The sequence below is a fragment of the Nonomuraea sp. B5E05 genome (assembly GCF_039880665.1).
Classification (GTDB): Bacteria; Actinomycetota; Actinomycetes; order Streptosporangiales; family Streptosporangiaceae; genus Nonomuraea.
In genome coordinates this window covers 292,888-317,098 of sequence record NZ_JBDPMJ010000004.1, presented here as the reverse complement: position 1 = coordinate 317,098, position 24,211 = coordinate 292,888, and the positions used below count along the sequence as shown (strand labels likewise).

22 protein-coding genes are annotated in these 24,211 nt (G+C 72.1%); 14 read left to right on the top strand and 8 right to left on the bottom strand.

Translation table 11 applies throughout. The features are described from left to right. Positions 1-24 precede the first annotated feature (24 nt). Both ABGB01_RS10245 and ABGB01_RS10240 read right to left on the bottom strand, forming a co-directional pair. Positions 25-228, bottom strand: a complete 204-nt coding sequence (locus ABGB01_RS10245) for an RNA-binding S4 domain-containing protein (protein ID WP_220446781.1) — start codon at positions 226-228, stop codon at positions 25-27. Positions 229-239: 11 nt separating this feature from the next. Next, positions 240-1,844, bottom strand: coding sequence for a PucR family transcriptional regulator ligand-binding domain-containing protein (locus ABGB01_RS10240; RefSeq protein ID WP_347772650.1), 1,605 nt, complete (start codon positions 1,842-1,844; stop codon positions 240-242). A gap of 131 nt (positions 1,845-1,975) precedes the next feature. Here ABGB01_RS10240 and ABGB01_RS10235 point away from each other — a divergent pair, with 131 nt between their 5' ends. The 8 genes from ABGB01_RS10235 to ABGB01_RS10200 all read left to right on the top strand — a co-directional run bounded on the left by ABGB01_RS10235 (position 1,976) and on the right by ABGB01_RS10200 (position 12,230). Beyond that, positions 1,976-2,839, top strand: a complete 864-nt coding sequence (locus ABGB01_RS10235) for a DUF2877 domain-containing protein (protein ID WP_347772648.1) — start codon at positions 1,976-1,978, stop codon at positions 2,837-2,839. Between the two features lie 8 nt (positions 2,840-2,847). Continuing rightward, complete coding sequence (locus ABGB01_RS10230; RefSeq protein ID WP_347772646.1) at positions 2,848-4,215, top strand: FdrA family protein; 1,368 nt, start codon at positions 2,848-2,850, stop codon at positions 4,213-4,215. Beyond that, the gene (locus tag ABGB01_RS10225; RefSeq protein ID WP_347772644.1) at positions 4,212-5,600 is read left to right on the top strand and encodes a DUF1116 domain-containing protein; all 1,389 of its coding nucleotides are present in this window, start codon (positions 4,212-4,214) and stop codon (positions 5,598-5,600) included. The genes ABGB01_RS10230 and ABGB01_RS10225 overlap by 4 nt, the downstream gene beginning before the upstream one ends. Before the next feature lie 222 nt (positions 5,601-5,822). Continuing rightward, the gene (locus tag ABGB01_RS10220) at positions 5,823-8,111 is read left to right on the top strand and encodes a protein kinase (RefSeq protein WP_347772642.1); all 2,289 of its coding nucleotides are present in this window, start codon (positions 5,823-5,825) and stop codon (positions 8,109-8,111) included. Between the two features lie 77 nt (positions 8,112-8,188). Continuing rightward, on the top strand, positions 8,189-8,761 hold the full coding sequence (locus tag ABGB01_RS10215) for a TetR/AcrR family transcriptional regulator (protein ID WP_347772640.1): 573 nt from the start codon (positions 8,189-8,191) through the stop codon (positions 8,759-8,761). Positions 8,762-8,816: 55 nt separating this feature from the next. Then, positions 8,817-10,013 (top strand): Cmx/CmrA family chloramphenicol efflux MFS transporter, encoded by a 1,197-nt coding sequence (locus ABGB01_RS10210; RefSeq protein ID WP_347772638.1) that lies wholly within the window; start codon positions 8,817-8,819, stop codon positions 10,011-10,013. Continuing rightward, the gene (locus ABGB01_RS10205) at positions 10,010-10,873 is read left to right on the top strand and encodes an MOSC N-terminal beta barrel domain-containing protein (protein ID WP_347772636.1); all 864 of its coding nucleotides are present in this window, start codon (positions 10,010-10,012) and stop codon (positions 10,871-10,873) included. The genes ABGB01_RS10210 and ABGB01_RS10205 overlap by 4 nt, the downstream gene beginning before the upstream one ends. A gap of 67 nt (positions 10,874-10,940) precedes the next feature. Further along, complete coding sequence (locus tag ABGB01_RS10200; protein ID WP_347772634.1) at positions 10,941-12,230, top strand: MFS transporter; 1,290 nt, start codon at positions 10,941-10,943, stop codon at positions 12,228-12,230. A gap of 98 nt (positions 12,231-12,328) precedes the next feature. Here the strand turns inward: ABGB01_RS10200 and ABGB01_RS10195 are convergent, their stop codons facing one another. Together ABGB01_RS10195 and ABGB01_RS10190 are read right to left on the bottom strand one after the other, a co-directional pair. Continuing rightward, entirely contained in the window at positions 12,329-13,888 is a 1,560-nt protein-coding gene (locus ABGB01_RS10195) for a bifunctional 3'-5' exonuclease/DNA polymerase (protein ID WP_347772929.1), read from the bottom strand. Between the two features lie 63 nt (positions 13,889-13,951). Next, positions 13,952-15,436, bottom strand: a complete 1,485-nt coding sequence (locus ABGB01_RS10190; protein ID WP_347772632.1) for a metallophosphoesterase — start codon at positions 15,434-15,436, stop codon at positions 13,952-13,954. A 131-nt stretch (positions 15,437-15,567) separates the two neighbouring features. Here ABGB01_RS10190 and ABGB01_RS10185 point away from each other — a divergent pair, with 131 nt between their 5' ends. Continuing rightward, positions 15,568-15,978: a tetratricopeptide repeat protein gene (locus ABGB01_RS10185; protein ID WP_347772630.1), complete on the top strand. Its 411-nt coding sequence runs from the start codon at positions 15,568-15,570 to the stop codon at positions 15,976-15,978. Between the two features lie 2 nt (positions 15,979-15,980). On the opposite strand, the gene ABGB01_RS10180 is transcribed toward ABGB01_RS10185, so the two are convergent. Further along, entirely contained in the window at positions 15,981-17,552 is a 1,572-nt protein-coding gene (locus ABGB01_RS10180) for an FAD-binding oxidoreductase (protein ID WP_347772927.1), read from the bottom strand. A gap of 31 nt (positions 17,553-17,583) precedes the next feature. Between ABGB01_RS10180 and ABGB01_RS10175 the strand changes: the two genes are divergently transcribed. The 4 genes from ABGB01_RS10175 to ABGB01_RS10160 all read left to right on the top strand — a co-directional run bounded on the left by ABGB01_RS10175 (position 17,584) and on the right by ABGB01_RS10160 (position 21,054). Further along, positions 17,584-18,108: a helix-turn-helix domain-containing protein gene (locus ABGB01_RS10175; RefSeq protein ID WP_347772628.1), complete on the top strand. Its 525-nt coding sequence runs from the start codon at positions 17,584-17,586 to the stop codon at positions 18,106-18,108. Between the two features lie 51 nt (positions 18,109-18,159). Beyond that, a complete protein-coding gene (locus ABGB01_RS10170; protein WP_347772626.1) occupies positions 18,160-19,671 on the top strand; it encodes an FAD-dependent oxidoreductase in 1,512 nt (503 codons plus the stop codon). Positions 19,672-19,773: 102 nt separating this feature from the next. After that, entirely contained in the window at positions 19,774-20,643 is an 870-nt protein-coding gene (locus ABGB01_RS10165) for a sucrase ferredoxin (protein WP_347772624.1), read from the top strand. A 99-nt stretch (positions 20,644-20,742) separates the two neighbouring features. Beyond that, on the top strand, positions 20,743-21,054 hold the full coding sequence (locus ABGB01_RS10160; protein ID WP_101784355.1) for a WhiB family transcriptional regulator: 312 nt from the start codon (positions 20,743-20,745) through the stop codon (positions 21,052-21,054). Positions 21,055-21,521: 467 nt separating this feature from the next. Here ABGB01_RS10160 and ABGB01_RS10155 read toward each other — a convergent pair whose 3' ends face one another. Together ABGB01_RS10155 and ABGB01_RS10150 are read right to left on the bottom strand one after the other, a co-directional pair. Further along, a complete protein-coding gene (locus tag ABGB01_RS10155; RefSeq protein ID WP_132631172.1) occupies positions 21,522-21,755 on the bottom strand; it encodes a DUF397 domain-containing protein in 234 nt (77 codons plus the stop codon). A 135-nt stretch (positions 21,756-21,890) separates the two neighbouring features. Continuing rightward, positions 21,891-22,772 carry a helix-turn-helix transcriptional regulator gene (locus ABGB01_RS10150; protein ID WP_347772621.1) on the bottom strand — a complete coding sequence of 294 codons (882 nt, stop codon included), beginning with the start codon at positions 22,770-22,772 and terminating at the stop codon, positions 21,891-21,893. Positions 22,773-22,900: 128 nt separating this feature from the next. On the opposite strand from ABGB01_RS10150, the gene ABGB01_RS10145 reads away from it, so the two are divergent. Then, a complete protein-coding gene (locus ABGB01_RS10145; RefSeq protein ID WP_347772619.1) occupies positions 22,901-23,368 on the top strand; it encodes an ATP-binding protein in 468 nt (155 codons plus the stop codon). Positions 23,369-23,436: 68 nt separating this feature from the next. On the opposite strand, the gene ABGB01_RS10140 is transcribed toward ABGB01_RS10145, so the two are convergent. Next, entirely contained in the window at positions 23,437-24,072 is a 636-nt protein-coding gene (locus ABGB01_RS10140) for a phosphoribosyltransferase (protein WP_347772617.1), read from the bottom strand. Positions 24,073-24,211 lie beyond the last annotated feature (139 nt).

Below are 24,211 nucleotides of genomic sequence, written 5' to 3'. Positions count from 1 at the left end.
GTGACTTCACGTGAAACCCCGCGGCTATTCGACCCGGATCGAGAACCCCTCGCCGCTGACCACCTGGCCTGACCGGATCTTGGCCCGCTTCCGCAGCTCGACCTCGCCGTCCACGAGCACCATGCCCTCGGCGACGAGTTGCTTGGCCATGCCGCCCGTCTCCGTGATGCCGCAGTATTTCAGCAGGTCGCACAGCGGGATGAAGTCGGAGCGCAGTTCGAAGTCCACAGGCCCCAAGCCTAGATGCCGCGCATGCGCAGCACGTGCAGGGCGAGGGTGAGGTTGAGCCGCAGGTGCGGGTCGTCGGTGAAGCCGCCGAGCAGCCGCTCCAGTTTCCCGATCCGGTAGCGCAGCGTGTTGTAGTGGAAGTGCAGCCGCCTGGCTGTCTCCGCCACGTTCAGGTTGGTCTCCAGAAGGGCCTGGAGGGTTCGCCGCAGGTCGGCGTTCTCGGCGTCGTCGTCGGTGGCCAGCGGCCCGAGCGTCTCGCGGACGAACGCGTGCAGCTCGTCGGTGTCGTTCACCAGCGACAGCAGCCGGTAGACGCCGAGCTGGTCGAAGTGGGCCACCGCGCCGGGCCCGTGCAACTGCCGCCCGACCCTGGCGGCCTTCAGCGCCTGCCCGTAGGCCTCGGGCAGGGTCTCCGCCCCCGGGCTCGGCCGGGACGTGCCGGTCGAGAACGTCGCGGGCGGCGCGTCGGGGAAGGCGCAGGCGGCGTCCTTGGCCATCCTGGCGACGTCGGCGGAGGCGTCGACCACGGCCACCACCTCGTGCGAGAACCCCGCCACCGCCCCCTGGGGGTCGTGCCGCCTGATCGCGGCCGTCCAGCAGGCCACCAGCCGGTCCTGGGCGCTGCGCTCGTCGCCGTCGGGGTCGAGCTCGGCCACCAGCACGGTCACGGGCCGCGACAGGTCCCATCCGAACGCCCTGGCCCTGGCCGTGACCCGCTCGACCGTGCCGGCCCGTCCGGTGAGCACGTCGCGCAGGAAGTCGGCCCGGTATTTGCTCTCGACGGCGTTGACCGCCTCCTGGCGGGTGACGACGAGCGCGGCGACGGTGGCGGCGCGTTCGAGAATGCCGATGTCGCTGTCCCGGATGGCCACGGACGGGCTGTAGGCGACGATCCTGCCGTGGTGGTGCCCTCCTGCCAGCACCGGCACCGAGGCGAACGACCGCCTGCGTGCCCCGTCGGCCTCGGCCGCCGGGGGTCCCTCGTGGGTGATCGACTCGCACAGGACGGTCACGTGTCCTGCGGGTCCCGCGGCGGCCAGCACGCGGCCCGAACCGTCGACCGCGGCCACCGACACGTCGAGCAGGTGCGCCACCTCGGCGGTGACCTCGTTGAGCCCGCCTCCGGCCAGCACCACCTGCACCAGCGCCCGGTGCGCCTCCTCGGCGCGGGCGAGCACGGCGGCCTGGCGGTTGAGGATGTCGGTGAGCACCTGGTTGAGGATGTCGTCGAAGCCGACGTCGTCCGGCAGCTGGATGAGCGGGAAGCCGAGCCGGTCGGCCTGCTCGGCCATCTCGGCGGGCAACTCGTCGACGTAGCGGCCCAGCTTGATCGCCAGGGCGGACAGCCCGCGCTCGTCCAGGTCGGCCACCAGCCTGCCGAGCGACTGCGGCGTGTTGCGCAGCGGGTAGCCGGTGGTGAGCAGCAGCTCGTGCGGCTTGACCCAGGCCAGGATGTCGGGCACCTCCATGACGTTGAGCCGCTGCACGATGCGGCCCAGCCCGCTCTCCCCCGCGATCAGCCTCGCGTCGGCGAGGGTGGACACGCCGAGCACCTCTCCGACGGACACGCCATGAGTGATCGTTCCGGTGCTCGCCAGACGCACGGGGGGCTCCATGGATGTGATTGTGACCCCGGAGACCGTCTGTCAGGAAGAGCCAACCTTCCCGCTCACTGTTGGCAAATTTACCCGTACGGAGGGTTCCCGGCCCGTTCTACGGTCAGGACCAGGGTCGGTTGGGAGGTCTGGTGACGGTCAGTACTCACGCGAGACGTACCCGCGTCCACGTCACGGGAGCGGCCAGCACGGCGGTACGTCCCGTCCTGGAGTCGTCCCGCCGCCCGGCGCGCGTGCTCGCCGCGTTTCCCAGCGGGATCTACCTGGAGGTCAGGACCGATCTTGAGCCTTCGGTGATCGCGGTCATCACCGGCGAGGCGATCCGGCTGCCCAACTCCGTGCTGCTGTCCGGCCCGCTCCCGAAGGTCACGGTGGGTGACGACGCTTCGGTGGGCGACCGTTCGATCGAGCTGGGCCCGCTCAGCCTGACCGTCCGGCGCTGGTGGGATCCCTCGCCGCCGCTGGGCACGGTCGACCGGGCGAGCCTCGCGCGCGCCGCCGCCCGCATGACCGACCCGCCCGAGCCGGGCCTGGCCGGCAACGCCGCGGTCGACATGCTGGCGGGCGGGTGCGCCAAGGGCTGGCTGCTGGGGGCGGTGACGGCGGCCGAGCAGTTGGTGGGCCTGGGGCCTGGGCTCACGCCGAGCGGCGACGACGTTCTGGCCGGGCTGCTGGTGACGCTGCGGCACGTGGGCGCGGCGGCCGGCGTGGAGCGGGCGGTCTGGCTGGCCGGCTGGCTCGGCGCGACGGTCACCTTCGACGCCCGTACGCGGACGACGCCCATTTCGGCCACGCTGCTGCACTGCGCGGCCAGGGGCGCGGCCAGCCCCGAGGTGATCGGGGTGCTGCGCGGCATCGCCGGCACGCAGGCGCTCGACCCCGCGCTGCGCCGGCTGCACCGGCTCGGCCACACCTCGGGGGCCGATCTGGCGCAGGGCGTCGCCATCGGGGTGAACGCGGTCCTCGCCCTGGCCGACCAGGAACCGGACCAGTGAGTGAGCCCGTGAGTGAGCCCGTAGTTGACGCTGTGAACGAGATGGTGCTGGTACGGCGAGGGACTTATCACGACTCGGTGACCCTCATGCGGGTCAGCCGGGCACTGTCCGACATGCCGGGTGTAAGGGCTGCGATGGTCGCCATGGCCACCGATCTCAACGTCTCCATCCTGCGCGAGCTGGGGTTCACGATCCCGGAGACCGACCCGGGCGACCTGCTGATCGCCGTACGCGCGAGCGACACCGAGGCCGCCGTCGAGGAGGCCGACCGGCAGCTGACCACCTACCAGCGGGCGGACCCGGCGCCGGAGCACCAGCCGCCGCTGACCACCCGCTCGGCCGCGCGGACCCCGGCTGACCTGGTTCTCGTCTCCACGCCCGGGGAGCACGCCTTCGCCGAGGCGCTGGACGCCGTCGAGGCGGGCCTGCCCGTCATGATCTTCAGCGACGGCGTGCCCGTGTGGCAGGAACGCCTGCTGAAGGAGCGGGCGGAGACCAGGGACGTCCTCGTGATGGGCCCCGACTGCGGCACGGCGATGATCGGCGGCGTCGGCCTGGGCTTCGCGAACGTCCTGCGCCCCGGCCCCGTGGGCGTGGTGGCGGCCTCGGGCACCGGCGCGCAGCAGGTGACGTCCCTGCTCGACTGGGCGGGCACGGGCGTCAGCCACGTGCTCGGCGTGGGCGGCAGGGACCTGTCGGCCGAGGTGGGCGGCCTGTCGGCGCTGCGGGCCCTGCGCATGCTGGACGACGACCCGGCCACCGAACTGATCGTGCTCATCTCCAAGCCGCCGTCGCCGGAGGTGGCCCGGGCCGTGGAGGAGTCGGTGGGCCGGCTGCGCACGCCGGTCGTACGCGCGATGCTCCAGGAGGGCGCGCCCGACCTCACGGAGGCGACCGAGCAGGTGCTGCGCGCGCTCGGCAGGCCCGTACCCGAGTGGCCGTCGTGGCCGTCGTGGCCGGGCGCCCGCCCGCCCGCCAAGGCGATCAGGGGCGTCTACGCCGGCGGCACGCTCAGCGCGGAGGCCGCGATGGTCGCCGGCTCCGGCGACATCGTCGACTACGGCGACGACGCCTACACCAGGGGACGCGCCCACCCCATGATCGACCCGGCGCTCCGCGTCGAGGCGCTCGCCTGCACCGAGGACACCGACGTGGTGCTCATGGACGTCGTGCTCGGCCACGGCGCCGACCCCGACCCGGCCGCCTCGCTCGCGCACGCCGTCGCCCGCGCCCCCGCCACCGTCGTCATCGCGCTCATCGGCACGGAGGGCGACCCCCAGGATCTGCACCGCCAGGCCACCGCCTTCCGCGAGGCGGGCGCGGCCGTGTTCACCTCCAACGCCCAGGCCGCCCGGCACGCCAGGAGCCTGCTGTGACCCTGCTCTCCGCACCGCCCCGCGTCGTCACCGTCGGCGCCGGCCTGCTCGACGACGCGCTCAGGGCCCAGGCCGTGCCGACGGTCCCCGTGGCGTGGCGGCCGCCGCTGCCCGGCACGGCCGAGGCACTGGCCAGGGTCCTCGCCGACCCGCGCAGGCAGGCCGCCAACGAGCTGGCCGTCAGCCGGCTGACCTCCGCCCGCCCGCACCTGGTGGGCGTACGGCGCGCCTCGGAGGTGCTGGCCGAGGGGACGTTCCTGCACGCGGGCCCGCCCATCACGTGGGAGCGCGCGTCCGGCCCGATGCGCGGCGCCCTCATCGGCGCGATGTTGCTGGAGGGTCTGGCGGGCGACGAGCACGAGGCCGGGCGCACGCTCGCCGAGGGCGGCGTCACGCTGCGCCCGTGCCACGAGCACGCCGCCGTGGGCCCGATGGCGGGCGTGGTGAGCCCGTCCATGTGGGTGTTCGAGGTGCGCGACGAGGAGCACGGCGGCACCGCCTACTGCTCGCTCAACGAGGGCCTGGGCAAGGTGCTCCGCTACGGCGCGTACGGGCCGGAGGTGCTGGAGCGGCTGCGCTGGATGGACCAGGTGCTCGGCCCTGCCCTGGCCGCGGCGCTGGAGCGCAGCGGGCCGATCGACCTGCGTTCGCTGATCGCTCAGGCGCTGCAGATGGGCGACGAGCTGCACAACCGCAACCGCGCCGCCACTTCGCTGCTGCTGCGCGAGCTGGCGCCCGCCGTGGTCGAGGCCGCCCCCGGCGCCGCCGCGCAGGTGCTGCGCTTCATCAACGGCAACGACCACTTCTTCCTCAACGCCGGCATGGCCGCGGCCAAGGTCAGCACCGACGCCGCCCGCGACGTGCCCGGTTCGTCGCTGGTGGTCGCGATGGCACGCAACGGCACCGACTTCGGCGTGCAGGTCTCGGGCCTGGGCGGGCGCTGGTTCACCGGCCCGGCCGGCGTGCCCGACGGGCTCTATCTCGGCGCGTACGGCCCCGGCGACGCCAACCCGGACATCGGCGACTCCACCATCACCGAGACCTCCGGCCTGGGCGGCTTCGCGATGGCGGCCTCCCCTGCCATCGTGCGTTTCGTCGGCGGCGAGGTCTCCGACGCCGTCAGGGCCACCCGTTCGATGTACGAGATCACGCTGGCCGAGCATCCCGCCTACCAGATCCCGGGCCTCGGTTTCCGCGGCACTCCCGTCGGCATCGACGTCGCCCTGGTGGCCAGGACGGGTTTGCTGCCCGTCGTCAACACCGGCATCGCGGGACGCGTGGCCGGCACGGGGCAGGTCGGCGCGGGCCTGGTCAAGCCGCCCGCCGAGGCGTTCACCGGCGCGTTGCTGGCGTTGGCACGCTCAGTAAGTGACCCAATTGAATAGTGAAATAGCCGCACGTCAGCACTATTGTCAAGCAATGTCAGCTTCCCTTGCGGTTATAGCGCCGATATCGTAACGAACCTCAGGCCAGCAAGAAAACCGCCGCGGCCCTGTGCCGCGCCTGGTCAAAGCCCTTTGCGGCAGCCGTCCGGCGGATTTCTCAGTGGCAATCTGCAAGTAGCGTGAGAACGCACGTGACGGATGAGGCGAGATGGGGGCGGGAACATGGCAGCCGACCGCTTGCTCAGCGGCCCCGGCGCGGAAGGAGGCCCCCCGAGCGGCACTCCGCAGAGCCAGGGCCGCCTGATCGGCCGGCGCTACCGGTTGATGTCGCCGGTCGGCAGGGGCGGCATGGGGATGGTGTGGCAGGCCCACGACGTCCTGCTCGACCGGGACGTCGCGGTCAAGGAGCTGATCCTGCCGTACGGCCTCGACCACGCGGGCAGGCAGGTGGCGCACCGGCGCATGCTGCGCGAGGCCAGGTCGGCCGCGCGGCTGACGCACCCCGGCATCGTGACCGTGCACGACGTCGTCGAGGAGGACGGCCGCCCCTGGATCGTGATGGAGCTGGTCCGCGCGTGGTCCCTGGAGCAGGCCGTACGCCAGAGCGGGCCGCTGCCGGTGATCCAGGCGGCCGAGATCGGCATCAGGGTGCTCGACGCGATCCGGCACGCCCACGCCGCCGGCATCATGCACCGCGACATCAAGCCCGGCAACGTGCTGCTGACCTCTGACCGGGTGGTGCTGACCGACTTCGGCATCGCGGCCATCGAGGGCGACGTGACGATCACGCAGACCGGGCTGCTCATGGGGTCGCCCGCGTACATCCCGCCGGAGCGCCTGTCCGGCCAGCCGATCACGCAGGCGGCCGACCTGTGGTCGTTCGGGGCCACGCTGTACGCCGCCGTCGAGGGGCGCCCGCCGTACGAAGGGCCCGACCCGATCGCGGTGCTCGGCGCGGTCCTCACCCAGGACCCGATCAGGCCGCAGCGGGCCGGGGCGCTGATGCCGGTGATCGAGGGCCTGCTGCGCAAGAGCCCGGCGGAGCGGCTGACCTCGGCCCAGGTCATCGAGATGCTGGAAACGGTGCTGGGCGCGCACGGCTCCGCCAGGCCGCGCCCGCCGGAGACGCTGCCCAGCCAGGCCGACCCGACACCGGCCGGGCTGCTGCCGCCGCTGGAACACCCCTCGGGGCCGATGCCGTCGCGGATCGTGGAGACGCCCTCGGGGCCGGTGCGTGTGCCGTACGACCCGATGACCAGCCCGTCGGGCGGCTACTCGATGCCCTATGACGGGATGACGAGCCCGTCGGGCAGCCACCACACCGACCAGTTACCTCCGGCGCAGGGGTTCGAGGCGTTCGGCGGCCCATCGGGGCCGCAGTGGCCGGACAACGGCCCGCCCTCACTCGGCGGCCCGCTCTCGCCTGACGGCGCCCCTTCCCTGGGCAGCCCCTCATCCCTCGGCGGCCCCTCGTCCTCGGGCGGCTTCCCCGTGGCAGGCGGCCCGCCCTCGCTCGACGGCTCGCCATCGCCCGGTGGCCCGCCTCCACAGGGTGGCCCTTCCTCGCATGGTGGCCCGCCTTCGCATGGTGGACCGTCCCCGTCAGGCGGGCCGGACCCCTTCGGGTCGTACCCGTCCCTGGACGACTCCGCCGACGGCCTGGACGCGCCCTCAGGGCCGCGGCCCCGGCCGATCCTGCCGCTGACGTCCGACAGCCGTACGTCCGGCGCCACCCCGTGGCCGCTGGCCTCCCCCGCCGACCTGCGCGAGCAGTCACGCGGCCTGTCGCACGACATCGGCCGCAGCCGCCTGGCCACGCTGCCCGGCGCCTCCCCGCGCACCGGCACCAGCAGGCGCAGGAGCGAGAACGACGGCGGCGGCGGCGCGTGGATACGCGACGGCCGGCCGACGCCGCTCACGTTCATCAGCGCGATCGTGGCGGTGGCCGTCGTCGCGGGCGCCGTGATGATCGTCCTGTCCGGCGGGTCACCGCAGGAGCAGGCCGCGGTCACCGCCGCGACCGCGAGCCCCACCGCCACGACGAGCGCTGCGGCCGCGGGCGGCGAGCCGTCCCCCGTGCCGGAGGGCTACGAGGAGCACACCGCCGCCGGGTTCGCGGCCGGCGTGCCGGAGGGCTGGAAGCCGGCGAAGGCCGACGGCAAGACCACGTTCAACGGGCCGGAGGACTCCGGCATGCGGATCGTGGTGGAGCGGGTGACACCGCAGGCCGACGGCGGATTGTCCCGGCTGAGCAGGGAGGAGTCCGAGGGCGGCCGGGAGAGCTACATCCAGGTGCAGTTGCGGGCCGTGTCCTACCGGGGATGGAAGGCCACCGACTGGGAGTACACCTACACCACCGCCAACGGCGTCCCCATGCACGCGCTGACCCGATACGTCACGATCGACGACACGACCGGGTTCACGATCACGTTCGACCTGCCCGAGCTGAAGTGGGACGACCAGGCCGGCACGCGCAAGGTGTTCCTCGACACGTTCCGGCGAAGTACCTGACATCGGCGCGACGGTGAGAATCCTCGCGAACCCTCGGATATTGCACTGGTCGTTCCAAAACTGGTAGCGTGCCGGACATGGCGCGACCGAGGACGTTCGAGGAGGACCGTGCGGTCGAGGCGGCCATGCACGCGTTCTGGGGCGCGGGCTACGAGAACACCTCGACGCAGGCCCTGTGCGCGGCCACCGGCCTCGGGCGCAGCAGCATCTACAACACCTTCGCGAGCAAGCACGATCTGTTCCAGAAGGCACTGCGCCACTACATGGACGGGCGCCACGCCAGGCTCGCCGAGCTGATGGACTCCGACCTGCCCGCCAGGGAGAAGGTCGGCACCGTGCTGGGGTGGGCGGTCGAGCCCGATCCCGAGGAGCCGGCCGGCTGCCTGGTGGTCAACTCGCAGGTCGAGATGGCCCCGCACGACCCGGCGATCGCCGAGTTGCTGCGGCTCGACACCGACAGGCGGGTGCGGATGATCCGCTCGGCGATCGAGGCCGGCATCTCCCGGGGCGAGATCGACGCGGGCAAGGACGCGCTCGCCCTGGCGCACTTCGTCGTCGCCACGGTCAGCGGCATGCGCGTGGCCGCCTGCGGCGGCGCCGGCCGCGAGACCCTCGCGTCCGTCGCACGGACCGCGCTGGACGCGTTCTGAGTTTTTTGTTCCCTTATTTTGTACTGATCAATCTAAAATTGGTGGAGGAATCGCCATGCCCCTGGCGGTCTACATACTGGGCCTGTCGATATTCGCGCAGGGCACATCGGAGCTCATGCTGGCCGGGCTGCTGCCGGAGATGGCCCGCGACCTGCACGTGTCAGTCCCCGAAGCAGGGCTGCTGATCTCGGCCTTCGCCATCGGGATGCTGGTCGGCGCTCCCGTGCTGGCCGTCGCCACGCTGCGCTGGCCACCCCGTACGGCACTGCTGACGTTCATGCTGGTCTTCGCCCTCACGCACGTCGCGGGCGCGCTGACGTCCGACTACACCGTCGTGTTCGCCACCCGCGTGGCCGGCGCCTTCGTGTACGCCGGTTTCTGGGCCGTGGCGGCGAGCACCGCGATCGGCCTCGTGCCCGCGAACGCCCGTGGCAAGGCGATGAGCATCCTGGTGGGCGGGCTGACGGTCGCCACCATCATCGGCTTGTCCTCGGGCACCGTCATCGGCCAGCACCTCGGCTGGCGGGCCGCGTTCTGGGCGGTGGCCGGGCTGTCCGTGCTCGCCGCGGTGGGCGTGTTCGCCACCATCCCCGGCGGCCGGTCCGAGGCCGGGGAGCGGCCCCGCGTACGGGCCGAGCTGCGCGCCATGCTGAACCCGCGGCTCTGGCTCGCCTACGGCACGATCATGCTGACCACGGCGGCCCTGCTGGCCTCCTTCAGCTACCTCAGCGTCCTGCTGACGGGCACCACCGGCCTCGCGCCCGCCTGGGTTCCCGCCGTCCTGGCCCTGTACGGGGTCGGCGCGCTGATCGGCATCACGATCGGTGGCAGAACCGCCGACGCGCGGCCGTTCCTCGTCCTGTTCACCGGGGTCACCGGCCTCATCGCGACCTCCGCCGCCCTGGCCGCGTCCGCGGCCGTACCCGTCCTCGCCATCGTGCTGGTCTTCCTGCTCGGCGCGTTCGGATTCGGCACCAACCCGGCGCTGAACGCCCGCCCCTTCGCCCTCGCCAAGGCCGCCCCCACGCTGACCGCCGCGATGAACGTCTCCTCCTTCAACGTCGGCATCACCGTCGGCCCCTGGCTGGGCGGGCTGTCCATCGGCGCGGGATTCGGCTACCCGTCCGTCGCCTGGATCGGCGCCGCCATCGGGGTGGCCGCGCTCGGCGCGGTCGCGCTGGCCGCCTCCCAGCACCGTAGGAGCGCGTCCCCGCAGACCGCGCCGATCAGTGAGATACGGTCTGCCGTATGAAGCTGGGGAGCATTCGCTTTTATCCCATCAAGTCGACCGCGGGCCATGACGTCGGTGAGGCCGAGGTGCAGCCGTGGGGCCTGGCAGGCGACCGGCGCTACCTCATCACCGACACGAACGGTGACATCCTCACCGCGCGCGAGGAGCCGGCACTGCTCGCCTGCGTGGCCGAGCTCGACGGCGACGCTCTCACACTGACCGGCCCGCACGCCGCCCCGCTGAAGGTCACCCCGGCCGCCACGGCGTCCGCCCAGATGTCCGTCACGGTGTCCGCCGCGACGCCTGCCGCGACGTCCACGGTCGACGTGTGGGGCACCCCGGTGGAACTCACCGACTGCGGCGACGACGCGGCCCGGTGGTTGTCGGAGCTCGCCGGGCAGCCCGTCCGGCTCAAGTGGCTCGACGACCCGACCCGCCGCCCGGTCAATCCGGCGTACGGACGGCCGGAAGACCGCGTGAGCCTGGCGGACGCCTTTCCCCTGCTGCTCACCACCAGCGCCTCGCTCGCCCAGCTCAACGACTGGATCGCGGAGACGGCGCTCGAACACGGCGACGAGCCGCCCGCGCCGCTGCCCATGCGGAGGTTCCGGCCTAACGTGGTGATCGACGGGGTCGGCGCGCCCTTCGCCGAGGACGAGTGGAAGCGGTTGCGCATCGGGGACGTCGGCTTCCGGGTCACCAAGGGCTGCGACCGCTGCGTGCTGACCACGGTCGACACCGCCACGTACACCAAGGGCAAGGAGCCCCTCAGAACGCTGGCCAGGCACCGCAAGTGGGACGGCAAGGTCTGGTTCGGGATCAATTTGATCCCCGACGGGCCCGGGCGCATCGTTGTGGGCGACGCCGTCACGATCCTCTGAAATATCGCAGAAGTAGGGATGCTGTCGTCTTTGTGGCGGTGTTGGGGGGTTATGTCAGACTTCACTGGTGACCAGTGCCCCCATCCAGCCCGCGACGCTGCCCTCTGACCGGATCCCGAGCATTCAGCGTCGCACCCTGGCGGTTCTCTCCGCGACGCAGATCGTGGGCGGCGTGGGCGTGGCGGTCGGGCTGGCGCTCAGCTCGGTGGTCGTGGACGAGCTGTCGGGATCCACGGTGATCAGCGGCTTCGCCGGCACGGCCACCGTGGCCGGTGCGGCACTGCTGGCCCTGCCGACGGCCAGGGCATCGGGCAGCGGCGGGCGGCGTGCCGGCCTGTCGCTCGCCTATCTGGCGGCGCTGGCCGGCTGCGCGATCTCCGTGGCCGCCATCAGCCTGGGCTCGTGGCCGCTGCTGCTGGTGGGGCTGGTGCTGGTGGGCGGCGGCAGCGCGGGCAGCCTGGCGGCGCGCTACTCCGCCACCGACCTGTCGCCGAAGGGCCGCTCCGCCCGGCACCTGTCGCTGGTCGTCTGGGCCTCCACCATCGGCTCCGTGGCGGGTCCGAACCTGGCCGAACCCGCCGACGAGATCGGCATGCGGCTGGGGATGGCGGAGAAGGCGGGGCCGTTCGCGTTCGCCGCGCTGGCGTTCGCCCTGGCCCTGGTCATCATCCTCGGGTTGCTCCGGCCCGACCCGCTCAAGCTGGCGCGCGGCCTGCTGGACGACACGCAGGACAAGCCCGCCCCCGGCCGCAACCGGACCATCAGGACGGCCTGGGAGGCGCTGCGTACGACCCCGATGGCCCGCACGGCGCTGATCATGATCGCGATCAGCCACACCGCGATGGTGTCGGTCATGTCGATGACCCCGGTCAAGCTCCACCACGACGGCTCCAACCTGGACGTCATCGGCCTCGTGATCAGCCTGCACATCGCCGGCATGTACGTGTTGTCGCCGGTCGTCGGCTGGCTGGCCGACAGGGCGGGCAAGCTGCCGGTGCTGGTGCTCGGCATGGCCCTGCTGCTGTGCGCGGCCACGCTGGCGGGCACGGCCGGGCACCGGGTGTGGCAGGTGACGGCGGCGCTGGTGCTGCTCGGGCTGGGCTGGTCGTGCGGCCTGGTGTCGGGCTCAGCCCTGGTCACGGAGTCCGTCCCGCTCTCCCGCCGCCCGGCCGTGCAGGGCCTGTCGGACCTGCTGATGAACGTCTGCGGCGCCACGGGCACGATCGTCGCCGGGGCGATCGTGGGGGTGCTCGGCTACGGCATGCTCGGCCTGGTCGTCGGCGTCATGGTCGCCCTGGCCGGCTTCTGGCTCGTCACCGTCTGGCGCCGCACCCCCGCCGTCTCCTCTGCCGGATAGTCCGCCACCCCCGGTGCCGGATCGAGCACACCGTACGGAACATCAGCAGTGCGGGAACAGGCACCCGCTCGGGAAAGCGCCGCGAGAAGGGGACGCGCCTATTTGGCGTCGGCGTAGGAGGTGACCGCCACGGCCTCCATGGGAAAGCGCACCGGCGTCTGCCCGAACAGCAGCCTGCTCGCCTCGGCCGCCGCCACGGACACCGCCGCCATCACCTCGTCGGCCTGCTCCAGCGGGCAGTGCACCATCACCTCGTCGTGCTGGAAGAACACCAGCCGGGCCGGCTCGGGCAGCAGCCCCCGCAGCACCGCCATCAGCGCCAGCGCCCATTCGGCGGCCGTGCCCTGCACCACGAAGTTACGCGTGAACCGCCCCCGGTCCCTGGCCGCCCGCCCGCCCTCGGGCCCCGACACCAGCTCCTTCCACCGCGCCGACGGAGGCGGGCAGGTGCGCCCGAGCCAGGAGCGCACGAGCCGCCCCTCCTCGCCCGCCTTCGCCGCGTCCTCGACGAACTGGTAGGCCTTGGGGAAGCGCTGCCGCATCACCGTCAGCAGCTTGGACGCGTCGCCGCTGGTGCCGCCGTACATGGCGGACAGCATCGCGATCTTGGCGTTGGCCCGCTCGCCTCCGAACGACTGCGCCAGCGCCGCGTAGAGGTCGATCTCCCCCGCCGCCCTGGCCAGCCCTCCGTCACCGGCCATCGCCGCCAGCACCCGCGGCTCCAGCTGGGCCGCGTCGGCGACGATCAGGCTCCACCCCGCGTCGGCCACCACCACCCGCCGCATCACCTTGGGGATCTGCAGCGCCCCGCCACCACTGGTGGCCCACCGCCCGGAGACCACCCCGCCCACCACGTATTCCGGGCGGAAGCGGCCGTCGCGCACCCACTGGCCGGCCCACGCCCACCCGTGGGCGCTGAACAGCCTGGCCAGCTCCTTGTAGGCCAGCAGCGGCGCCACGGCGGGGTGGTCGACGCGTTTCAGCTCCCACGACCTGGTCGTCTTGAGCGTCACCCCGGCGCCCTTGAACGCCTTGACCAGCTGCTGCACCGAGTCGGGATTGACCGGGTGGCCGAACGCCGCCGCCACCTCAGAAGCCAGTGCCTGCAGCTTGGCCGGCCGCATGCCGTGCACGGGCCGCGGGCCGAGCAGCTCGGTCAGCAGCTCGTCGTGCACGTCCGCACGCCAGGGCATGCCGTCGTGCGCCATCTCGGCCGCGATGAGCGCCCCCGCGGACTCCGCGGCGACCAGCAGCCGGAACCTTCCGGGCTCGGGCAGCGCCGCGATGCGCCCGAGCTGGCCGGCCAGCACCTCCGCCACCGCCTCCGCACCGAGCGGCTCGGGCGCGAACAGCGTGCCGGGCGCGCTCGGCTCGTCATCGGGCACCGCCAGCCCGTGGAGCCTGGCGTGCGCGGCCCTGGCCGATCGGGCCTCGCCGTGGCGGCCCTCGTGCGCCAGCAGCAGCCCCTCGGTGAGCGCGATGTCGTGGCAGCGCGCGACCCGCACGCCGGCCGCCACCAGGGGCGTGTAGTCCTCCCTGGCGTCGGCCCAGACCCAGCGCGGACGCTCGGCCGCCTCGAGCTCGGCGACGGCCCGCGCCAGATCGGCGGGACGGCGAGGAGAGCCACCGACCGGGAGCAGCGTCTCTCCCGCGACCACGACATGCACGTGGTCAAGAGTGCCAAACGCCTCCGACAGTGCTGGGAACGGGCCGGGAACGGCTCACGCGAGGCTGATGCGCACCTCGTCCTCCAGCGGCGGATCCAGCTCCTGCCCCAGGCACCCGGTGGCGGCGAAGCAGCGCAGGGTCAGCTCGTCCGGCGTGACCGTGACGTGCATCAGCTGCTTGAAGAAGGGCGGGGTGTCCCAGTCGGACAGCTCGGACAGGTAGCGGTGGAACACCTTGTCCACGGGCAGCCTGAACGGCCACGGCCAGGCCCCGAGCAGCCGCGCCGCCCACCGCATCCTGCGGGTGATCGCGACGGTGCCCTCCGGGGTCCTGACCGGCCGGTTCTTGACGTGCTCCGACATGACGCACGCGGCCTCCGCCGGCGTGAGGTAGAGCCACTTCATCCGCAGCCTGGTGGCGTAGAGCTGGCTGTAGAACGACAGCGAGTCGCCACGCAGCGGGTAGCACCTGAAGTCGTCCTCGTGCACGCCGGCCACGTCGACCCGCTCGATGGTGTGCGTCGCGTGCATGAACGCGCCGCCGCCCCCTGAGACGATGTACTGAATGACCCGGTCCCCCACCTTGACCGGATAGCGCTGGTAGTTGTGCACGTCGCCGCCGATGGCCGCGACGTACCGGTGTGCGGGGTCGCGCACGATGTCGTCGATCGTGCCGCCTTCCTCCAGCGGTGACGGCTTGTAGGCGTTGGCGGTGTAGATGGGCTTGCCCGTCACGAGGATCTTGGGCCGGGGGTCGAGCGAGACCCGCCGCAGCCACGCGGTCTGCCCCTTGTCGATGGTGTTCCTGATGCCGGTGTCGACCCCCACGATGAGCAGGTCGTCGCTCTCGATCGCCCAGTACGGCCCCGGCTGCGTCGCCTGCTGGGACGGCCTGCCCCTGAGCTGCCGCGCCTCGGCCAGCCGCTCCTCGTCGATCGGCTCCGGTCTGCGCCACAGCAGTCCGCGGATCCCGCGGTCGGGCTTCGGCTTGAGCTCGGCGTCGCAGAAGACCCGCATGAACCCACCGAGTCCGTCGTACCAGTCGTGGTTGCCGGGGATGGCGTAAAAAGGGGCGTCATAGTCCTTGTACGGACGGAAGAACTTGTCGCCGTACTCGTTGCCCGATCCCGTCGGATAGACCACATCGCTCGCGATGACGGCGAACGACGTTCCCTGCCCGAGTTTTAACATCCCCGGAACAACGGCGTACTGAGAAGCATCTCCCTCCCCCGTATCACCGAGCAGCAGGAAACTAAAATTCCTCGCGACAGGTGCCTTGATGCGAAATTCCGGATCAATCCCCCGCGCTTCCTGAGCCGCCACCCACTGCGCCCGCACCTGCCCGGACGGATCGCCGAACAACCCCGCGAGCACCTCGTTACGCGAGCGCCACAACGTCCGCAGATTGAGCCAGCTGAACCCTCGCCTGTCCGGCCTGAGCTGCGCGAACGTCCCCACCTGCGGGCACGCCCACCCGGCGCCCGCCTCCGACACCCGCGAGGAAAGCTGCTTTGCGCGTTCGGCCGCGACATCCACCATGACCACATCTTTACCGTGATCTACCGATCACGCATCTTCAACGCTCCGTGCCGCCAGGGACGCGGAGGGTGCACTATGGTGTACCCTCACCTCCCCAAGCAAGCGGTTGGGACCGCCGAGGGGAGGCTCCCATGACCCGTAACGGCCCTGACGACGCGACCCGCAGAGGCACATCCGAAGTGGACGCCATTGAGGGTTTACTGGCTTATGCCCAGACTCGGCCCCGGTGGGGTGGATCGGCGGTCAAGAGCCTGAGCGAAGCCATCGCCAGGAGCCGGGTTCTGTTCGGGGAGTCGCCGGAGGAATACTCGGGTCTGCTGGCCCGGTGCCTGAGCACGGGGGCGAGGCTGCTGCTCCGGCGCGGGCGGCCCGCGGAGGCGCTGCCGCTGGCCGAGGAGGCGGTGGCGCTCACCCGTTCCGCGGGCGGCGCCCCGCTGGTGGCCTCGCTGTACCGGCTCGCCGCCGTGCTGGAGGCCCTCCACCGCTACAGCGAGGCCGCCGCGCTCGTGGCGGAGGCGGACCAGCTCCTCCCGCCCGACTGACGTCACGCCGGTTCGGCCGGCGGGACGAGCACGCCAGGGTTGAGGATGCCCGCGGGATCCAGCCGGGCCTTGACCGCGTCCAGGACGCTCACACCGACGGGACCCAGCTCGGCCGCGTACGCGTCGCGATGGTCGCGGCCGACCCCGTGGTGGTGCGTGATGGTGCCGCCCGCCTCGACGATGGCCGCGTTCACCTCCTTCTTGGCCCGCTCCCACTGGGCGACCGGGTCGGCGTCCTGCGGGGTGACGACGGTGAAGTACAGCGAGGCTCCGGTCTCGTACGCGTGGGAGACGTGGCACATGACGAGCGGCGAGCCGAGCGCCCCGAGCAGCGCGAGCCGCACCGCGTCGTAGAGGCGCGGCAGGTTCGCCCAGAACCCGGCCGTCTCCAGCGTCTCGACGGTGGCGCCGGCCGCGAGGAGCGAGTCGCGCAGGTACGGCGCCGAGAACCGGCCGCGCTCCCACGCCTCGCCGGGACCCGCGCCGAGCGGTTCGCCGCCCAGCCGCGCCAGCACGGCGGAGACGGCCGGCCGCCGATCGGCATCCGCGGCGCCCTCGTGGCCCGCGATCAGCAGGCAGCCGGAGCCGCCCGATCCGATGGCGTCCGGCTCGGCCAGGCCGACCATGGTCTCGGTCTCGTCGGACAGCCGCAGCACGGCCGGCATGAGCCCCTCCTGCGCCAGCGCCCGCACGGCCGCGGAGCCGGCCGCGAACGACGCGAACCGCCACCCCTCGTAGCGGCGTTCCGCGGGCGCGCGGCGCACCCGCAGGCGCAGCGACGTGATGACGCCGAAAGCACCTTCTGAGCCGAGGACGAGCTGCCGCAGGTCGGGCCCTGCCGCCGACTTGGGGGCGCGGCCGAGGTCCAGGGTGCCCGCCGGGGTGGCGACGGTGAGGCCCATCACCATGTCGTCGAAGCGCCCGTATCCGGCGGAGGCCTGACCGCTGGAGCGGGCGGCCGCGAAGCCGCCGAGCGTGGCGTACTCGAAGGACTGGGGGAAGTGCCCGAGCGTCAGCCCGCGCGCGGCGAGCAGCCGCTCGGCCTCCGAGGCCCGCACGCCCGGCTCGAACTCGGCCACCATCGACTCCGTGTCCACCGACCGCAGCCGATCGAGCCTGGCCAGGTCGAGCGCGACGACTCCGGCGAATCCGGCGCGGGCGGCCGCGAGCCCGCCCACGACCGAGGTGCCGCCGCCGAAGGGCACGACCGCGATCCGCTCGGCCGAGCACAGCCGCAGCAGCTCGGCCACCTCCTCGTGCGAGCCGGGCAGCACCACGGCGTCGGGCGCGTCGGAGCCGTCTCCCGCGCGCATCCTCAGCAGGTCGGGGGTGGACTTGCCGCGCGTGTGCCGCACGCGGGCCTCGTGCGTGGTCAGGACGTGCTCGGCGCCGGCCACCCCGGCCAGCGCCTCGACCAGCGGCCCCGGCAGGGCGACCGGCGGGACCCGCACCTCCTCCAGCGCGACGGCGGGGACGGCGGGCGCGCGCACGCCGAGCAGGTCGTGCAGCAGCGCGCGGATCTGCTCGGGCAACTCCCGGGCGCGGGCGGGGTCGCCCCATCCCGACCACGACATGGGTTCTCCAGGCATGGGTACACTGTGACACATGACGTCGATTCGTCACAATGACGGGGTGCTGGACGCCGCCCGCGACTGCGTGCTGGCCTACGGAGTGCGCAGGACGACCCTCACGGACGTGGCGCGCAGGGCCGGGGTGTCACGGATGACGATCTACCGCCGCTGGCCCGACGTGCGCACGCTGGTCGCCGACGTGATGACCAGGGAATGGGTGCGGGTGATCGCGGAGCTGGACATGTCAGATCCGGTCCGCGCGGTCGTCGCGGGCGTCCGGGGGCTGCGCGCGCACCCCTTGTGGCGCAAGATCGTGGAGGCGGATCCCGAGCTGCTCCTCCCCTACCTGCTCGACCGGCGTGGGGCGACCCACGAGGCCGTGCTGGAGGTGCTGGAGCGGGGCTTCGGCGATCCTCTCAAGGCCAGAGCGGTGCTGCTGGTGGCCCAGTCGTTCCTGCTGTCCGCTCCGACCATGCTCGGCCCCGTGACGGTGGACGACCTCGACGACGAACTCACCGCGTTGCTGGAGGGATACCTTGACCGACGAGAGAGCCGCTGACCGCGCCGCCGCCACGGTCCTCACCCCGCGTGCACGAAGGACGGCGGGCTGATGGGCGCGCCCGCCCCGGGAAGTTCGCTGAACGCCCGCAGAAGGGCCCGTGAGCTGCGCCGGGCAGCCGAGGAGCGGGTGGACGTGCTGGTGGTGGGGCTCGGCGCGACCGGCGCGGGCGCCGCGCTCGACGCCGCGTCCCGCGGGCTGAGCGTGGCCGCGATCGACGCCCACGACCTGGCGTTCGGCACGTCCAGGTGGAGCTCGAAGCTCGTCCACGGCGGGTTGCGCTACCTCGCCAGGGGACAGGTCGACGTGGCTTACGAGAGCGCGGCCGAGCGCGGGATCCTGCTCCGCACGACGGCTCCGCACCTGGTCAAGGCGCACCCGTACGTGCTGCCGCTGACACCCGCGGTCTCGCGGCGGCAGGCGGCCATGGTGGCGGCCGGCTACCGGATGGGCGACGCGCTGCGGGCCGCCGCCCGCACGCCGCGCCGCCTGCTGCCCGGTCCCACGCGGCTCACGGCGGCCCGCACCCGCACCCTGGCGCCCGTGCTCAGCGGCGACGGCCTGCGCGGCGCGCTGCTGTCGTGGGACGGGCGGCTGCTCGACGACGCGCGGCTGGTGGTGGCGATCGCCAGGACCGCCGCCGCGCGCGGGGCCCGCGTGCTGACCCGCTGCCGCGCGCTGCGGCTCTCGGAAGAGGGCGCGTACGTACGCGACGAGCTGACGGGCGAGGAGTTCACCATCCGGGCCAGAGCGGTGATCAACGCGACGGGAGCGTGGGCGGGATCGCTGGACCCGCAGGTGAGGCTGCGTCCGTCACGCGGCACCCACCTCGTTCTCTCCCCCGGCACGCTGCCCGGGCTGATCGCGGGCCTGCACGTGCCCGTCCCGGGAGAGAGCAACCGGTTCGCGCTCGTGCTCCCCCAGCACGACGGCCGCGTCTACGTCGGGCTCACGGACGAGCCGGTGGACGGGCCGGTGCCGGACGTCCCCGAGGCGCCGGAGGAGGACGTCAGAACGCTCCTGGAGGTGTTGAACGGCATTCTTGAGGCCCCGGTGACCAGAGAGGCGGTTGCGGGCGCGTACGCGGGCCTCAGGCCCCTCCTGGCGGCCGACGGGCGGACGGCCGACCTGTCCCGGAGGCACGCCGTCCTGTCCGGCGGGGGCGTCGTCACGGTCGTCGGGGGCAAGCTGACGACATATCGCCGCATGGCCGAGGACGCGGTGGATCGAGCGGTTGCGGACAGGAGGCTGCCGGGCGGCCGGAGCCGTACGAAGAAGATCCCGCTCGTGGGGGCCGGCCCGCAGCCGTCCGGGGTGCCCATGCGGCTGGCCGAGCGGTACGGCGCCGAGGCGCAGGCCGTGCACGAGCTCGTCAAGGCGCACCCCGAGGAGGTCGGGCTCGGCATCACCAAGGGCGAGCTGCTGTGGTCGGTCCTGCACGAGGGCGCGCTCGACGAGGGCGACCTGCTGGACCGGCGGACCAGGATCGGCCTGGTCAAGCGGGACAGGGAGCGCGCACTGCCCGCGACACGGGACGTACTGCGCGGAACACCCCTCGCCTGATGGCGCCAACCCGTTAGATTAGGCTTACCTAATCTGATCGGGGAAGGGGTTCGGGCGTTGGCGACGGGCTGCGAGCATCCCATCGGGTGCCACACGGGCGAGGTGCCCACACTGGCGAGCGCGACCGTGGGAGCCAGGCTCTGGCTGCTCATCGAATACACCGGCGCCTGGCCCTCGCGCCTGGAAAACTTCGAACTTCCTCAAGAAATCTCCGAACTCGTCCGCCGGGCGCTCGAACGCGGTATCAGGCCCCAGCTGATCCGCCGCCCGGGGAAGCGGACCCGCCAGCAGGAGCAGGGAATCCGTGTGCTACTGGGTCACGCGGCCGGCGATCGTCCATGGCTCGCCGGGGGCGTCGTCGCAGGTCCTGACGATCTTGACCTGGACGCTTTCGTGGCCGGAGTGGTCCCGGAGTCCTGCATACTTGAAGACGAGCCGGTATTTCTGGTCTGCACGCACGCCAAGCGCAATGTGTGCTGCGCCCGCATTGGATTGCCCCTCGCTCGGTCTCTGGCCGAATCTTTGCCGGACAGAGTGTGGGAAACGTCACACGTTGGCGGCGATCGCTACGCCGCCAACCTCGTGTGCTTGCCACACGGAATTTTCTACGGCAGCATGTCTCAGGCTGCTGCACTGGCAGCGGCTAACGCGTACCGGTCGGGCGAGATCATTCTCGACCGCTACCGGGGACGCGCAGGCATCCCTGAGCCATTGCAAGCCGTGGAGCACTTCGCCCGAGCCCATACGGGAGAGTGTTCCGTCGGCGCGGTGGCCGTGGAATCCTCCAGGTCGGACGGCGACGTCACCAAAGCCATCGTGCGCTGCGGCGACGTCCGGTTCCAGGTTGTGATCGAGCCATCGGCGTTCACCGCGCCGTGTGGTACGGCTTGTGCCGAGACGATCACCACCTACCGGCTGGTTTCGCTGGACAGGCTCACGCCTGTGCGGTACGCCACGCCCGCTCTCGCCTGACCAGGGAACATCACGGCCCGACCTTGCGTTGGAACAGTGACGCCATAAGCGTCCAATGCGGCTCAATTCCGAAATACCTCTCACGAAGGTGGTTTTCTCATGTCTCAGGTACGTCGGCAGCTCGCCCGCCCGCGCCCCAGCTGGGGTTGGCAGGATGATGCCGCGTGCCGGGGTGAGGACCTCGTGCTCTTCTTCGGCCCCGACGGGGAGCGGCAGCCCGAGCGTGACGTACGTGAGCGGAAGGCGAAGGCGATCTGCGCCCAGTGCCCCGTCCGCACCGAGTGCCTTGACTACGCGCTGTCCCGGCCCGAGAAGTACGGCACGTGGGGCGGTCTCAACGAGGACGAGCGCGCGAGCGAGCGTCGCCGTCGTATGCGCCGCGCGGCCAGCGCCGGCATCTCCGCCGCCTGACACACACCCGGCTGCGTCACCAGCCCGCGTGATCACGCAGTTGTCCCGATGAGCCAGAGCCTGGCCTTCCATGTCCAGGCCCTGGCGAACCCGGTCGGGACAACTGCCTGATCAGGCACCCTCACCTGGCACCATCCCAGCTTCACCCGACGGTCCCGGCCGGGCGACATCCCGGCCGGAACCGGCGGCGATCCACGCCCGCACCGGCATCTTCCCCTGGGGCGATCCGGTTGTCCGCGCCGGCACCGTTCCATCCATGCGGCGACACGCGCCCGCGCCGGTCCGCACGGCGATCCGGCGGTCCCTCACCCGCCGCCCCGGCCGGCGGCCTCTCCCGGTGATCGGGACCAGCCCACCCCGTAACGCGGCCCCCTCGAAGGGCGCCTCCGCCGCGCCCAGGGTCGAGTGACCGAAACGCATCGCCGGGCAGACCGTAACCCGGCCTGCCCGGCGACGAAACACCCGTCTCAGACGATCAGGTCGTCGAACTCCCCGTCCTTCGCTCCGAGCACGAACGCGGTGATCTCAGCCTGCGTGTAGACGAGCGCGGGGCCGTCGGGAAATCGTGAGTTGCGCATCGCTATCTCCCCCGTGGGCAGGCCGGCGACCTCGACGCAGTTGCCGTTGGGGTTGCTCTGCTTGCTCTTGCGCCAGACGACGGGAAGGCGGCCGGCGGGCGTTCCGTTGCGGAACTCGTGCATGGAGGCGGCTCCTCGCGATCTTACGGATGCACGTGCATCCGCGCTTGCGAGTCGACAATACGACAGCACGCCATGGCACATATACCGGACGACCAAAAATCCTGGTATGCCGTGGATCACAGGGATATCAGCAGCTCAGCCGGAAATAAGCCGCTCCAGGAAGCGCCGGGTCGCCTTGGGCTCCTCGGCCTGGATGCTGAGCCGGTCCATGACCTCCATGTAGTGGTCGGAATCGGCGGGCTTGTCCAGGTAGAGGGCGCTGGTGAGCTGCTCCATGTACACCACGTCGGGCAGCTCGCGCTCGGGGAAGCGCAGGATGCTGAAGGGGCCGCCGGCCGCCGCGTGCCCGCCGCGGTCGAACGGCATGATCTGCACGGTGACGTTGCGCTCGGCCGTGATGTCGAGGAGGAACGCGATCTGCTCCCGCATCGTCTCGGCACCGCCCAGCGTGCGCCGCACGACGGCCTCGTCGATCACCGCCCAGAGCGTCAGGCCGCTGTCCAGCCTTCTCTGCCGGGCCATGCGCAGCGCCACCCGGCGGTCGAGCTCCGACCGCGCGGCCTTCTCGTGGGCCAGTTCGATGACCGCTCTGGCGTAGGCGGAGGTCTGGAGCAGCCCGGGGACGAACTGGTTCTCGTAGGTGCGGATGCTGGAGGCGGCGCCCTCCAGGCCGATGTAGACCTCGAACCACGACGGCAGCAGGTCGCCGTACTTGTGCCACCAGCCGGGGGCGTTGGCCTGCTTGGCCAGGGCGAGCAGCGGCTCGCGCTCGGCGGGGTCGGTGACGCCGTAGAGGGTGAGCAGATCGGCCACGTCGCGCTGCTTGAAGCTGACCTGCCCGAGCTCCAGCCGGCTGATCTTGGCGTGAGATGCGCGAATCGAGTACCCCGCGTCCTCGCGCGAGATACCCTTCTCCCTGCGGAGCCTGCGGAGTTGGGTGCCGAGCAGGATTCGCAGCACCGTCGGGCTTCCGGGGGCATGGCTGAGCAGCCTTCCCTCCGCGCTCTGTGCGCTCACGCACCGCTCCTAGATCATCTGCACGTGCAGATGCGATTCGCATCCGTAAACTACGAAAAGTCTTGCATCGGTAAGCACTCCCCGTAAAGATGGGCATTGGATCACCAGACCGCGCTTCGGGGGCCTGAATGACGACTTTCGACGCCCGGCCGCAAGCCGCCATCGGTTCCCGGCCTCCAGGATGGCTCTCGTCCGTCCTGGTGGACGGTCATGCCGGTGCGTGCGACGCCGTCTTCCCCTTCCACCAGCGCCTCGAGCCTTCGTGCGTGGCGACCGCCCGGCGGTTCGTCGACCAGACGCTCACCGCGTGGGACGTGATGGAGGTGGCCTTCGACGCGCAGCTCGTGGTCTCGGAGCTGGTGACCAACGCCATGCGGCACGGCGGCGGGGTGGCTCAGCTGCGCCTGCTGTCTCATGGCGCGGAGCTCGCCTGCGTGGTGGCCGACCACAGCCACACCGTGCCGGTGGCCGCCGCGCCCGACGTGTTCTCGGAGTTCGGGCGAGGGCTGCGGCTGGTGGACGCCCTCTGCTCCACCTGGGGCTGGCTCTCCCCCAGTGGCTCGCGCAAGCTCGTCTGGGCGGTCCTCGCAGGCTGACCCGGCCGCGTACGAACTCGTCCGGGCCGTCCTCGCCGGCGGCCGCGCCCGTCATCGGCGTACGTCATTCACCGTGATCCCGCCTCGCGGAGCAGCTCGAGCACGTCGTCGTCACTGAGCTGGTCGAAGCGCTCGTACCACTGGCCGACCGCCCTGAAGTCGACCGGCGTCAGCAGCACGACCACCTCGTCGGCCTCCTCCCGCAGGGACGTGACGGTCTCGCGCGCCCCGACCGGCACGGCCAGCGTCACCTTGTCGGGCTTGGCCGTGCCGACCGCCCTGAGCGCGGCCCGCGCGGTGCCGCCGGTCGCCAGGCCGTCGTCCACCACGATCACTTCGCGTCCCTCCAGCGGGGGCAGCGGGCGGTCGCCCCGGTAGACGCTCACCCGGCGGGCCAGCTCGCGCCGCTCCTGCTCGACCACGTCCGCGACGGCCCCGGGGGTCAGGCCGAGCCGGTGCAGCAGCGCCAGGTCGAACACGGGCTCGCCACCCTCGGCGACCGCGCCGACGCCCAGCTCGGGCTGCCCCGGATAGCCGATCTTCCTGGTCACGAGCACGTCGAGCCTGGCGCCGAGCCGGCGTGCGATGGGCTCGGCCACCGCCACCCCGCCGCGCGGCAGCGCGAGCACCACGGGGTCGTGGGCGTCCCGCAGCCGTTCGGCGAGCAGCGCACCGGCCTCTGCCCGGTCTGCGAAAAGCATCATGACCTCTGCCTACCCGCCGACGCCGTCTCCTCGCCTCCCACGCCCGCCCCGGCGCGACGAACGGCCGGCCCGGCGGAGGGCCGGCGGCGCCAGGGCGCGCGAGCCGGCCAGGCGAGGCCGCACGGGCCCCGCGAGGCCG